The sequence below is a fragment of the Pedobacter namyangjuensis genome (assembly GCF_003313325.1).
Lineage (GTDB): Bacteria > Bacteroidota > Bacteroidia > Sphingobacteriales > Sphingobacteriaceae > Pedobacter > Pedobacter namyangjuensis.
The window spans coordinates 1-1,024 of sequence record NZ_QMHQ01000024.1; the positions used below are offsets into that span (position 1 = coordinate 1).

The 1,024-nt window shown below is 34.7% G+C and carries 3 protein-coding genes; 2 read left to right on the forward strand and 1 reads right to left on the reverse strand.

The features are described 5' to 3' along the window. A partial coding sequence (locus tag DUT69_RS19060) for a type II toxin-antitoxin system HigB family toxin (protein WP_162796365.1) occupies positions 1–197 on the forward strand: 197 nt, incomplete at its 5' end. Positions 198–200: 3 nt separating this feature from the next. Next, positions 201–569: a helix-turn-helix domain-containing protein gene (locus tag DUT69_RS19065; protein WP_113637252.1), complete on the forward strand. Its 369-nt coding sequence runs from the start codon at positions 201–203 to the stop codon at positions 567–569. Here DUT69_RS19065 and DUT69_RS19070 read toward each other — a convergent pair. Beyond that, positions 558–956 carry an HIT family protein gene (locus DUT69_RS19070; RefSeq protein WP_113637251.1) on the reverse strand — a complete coding sequence of 133 codons (399 nt, stop codon included), beginning with the start codon at positions 954–956 and terminating at the stop codon, positions 558–560. The genes DUT69_RS19065 and DUT69_RS19070 overlap by 12 nt on opposite strands. Positions 957–1,024: the final 68 nt, after the last annotated feature.

Genomic DNA, 1,024 nt, shown 5'->3' on the forward strand with positions numbered 1-1,024 from the left:
ACTGGACTTGTTTCGCTGACATGAAAAATACCTTTGGAAGTGTCGATGGCGTTGGGAATAGTCGATTTGTATTTAACATCAGAGGGAATGAATACAGACTGATTGCTATTATAATTTTCGCTTCAAGAAAAGTTTACATCAGATTTATTGGGACACATTCGCAATACGATAAAATAAAAGATTGTTCAATTATTTGAGATATGGGAAAAGGAATTCAAACAGAAAAGCAATATTCAGCTACTTGTCAAAGAATAGAAGAGCTATTAAAAGTAGTAGGTAATGACACTCCTGAGGATGATAAAAACTTCATTGAGCTTGACTTACTATCTGATTTGGTTTATGAATATGAGCAAATCCATCACGAAGTTAAGCAACCCACACTTGCTGAAGTAATTAACTTAAGAATGTTTGAAATGGGTTTAACGCAAGAAAAACTATCAAAGCTTTTGAATATAAGCCCTTCCAGAGTTAGTGAATATTTATCTGGCAAAAGTGAACCAACATTAAAGAAAGCCAGAGAGATAAGCAAAAAGCTAAATATTGACGCTAATATTGTGTTAGGAGTTTAAAGTTCCTTTTATTTTAGCAGCCACCTCCGCTAACTCTTCCTGGCTCAGTTTTAGCTTTGGATTAGCGAAGTTCATATCGTTCATCGTATTAATTGGAATCAGGTGTACATGAGCATGTGGAACCTCCAATCCAATTACAGCAACTCCTACTCTATCGCAAGGAAATGCTTTTTTAATTCCTTCGGCAACCTTTTTGGCAAACAACATTAAGCCTTGGTATAAATCATCATCCAAATCAAAAATGTAATCCACTTCTTTTTTAGGGATTACTAAAACATGTCCATAAACCAGCGGACTAATATCCAGAAAAGCTAAATAATCTGCTGTTTCAGCAACTTTGTGCGCAGGAATATCACCCGCTACTATTTTTGAGAAAATGCTTGCCATAAAATGGTTTTTAGTTTTAAGTAATACGTTATACGTAGACCATGCAAACGTAAAACGTATTACTTATT

What these genes read in the sequence shown, in the direction of transcription:
- DUT69_RS19065 (WP_113637252.1), top strand. Translation starts at nt 201, where the DNA reads ATGGGAAAAGGAATTCAAACAGAAAAGCAATATTCAGCTACTTGTCAA.
- DUT69_RS19070 (WP_113637251.1), bottom strand. Translation starts at nt 956, where the DNA reads ATGGCAAGCATTTTCTCAAAAATAGTAGCGGGTGATATTCCTGCGCAC.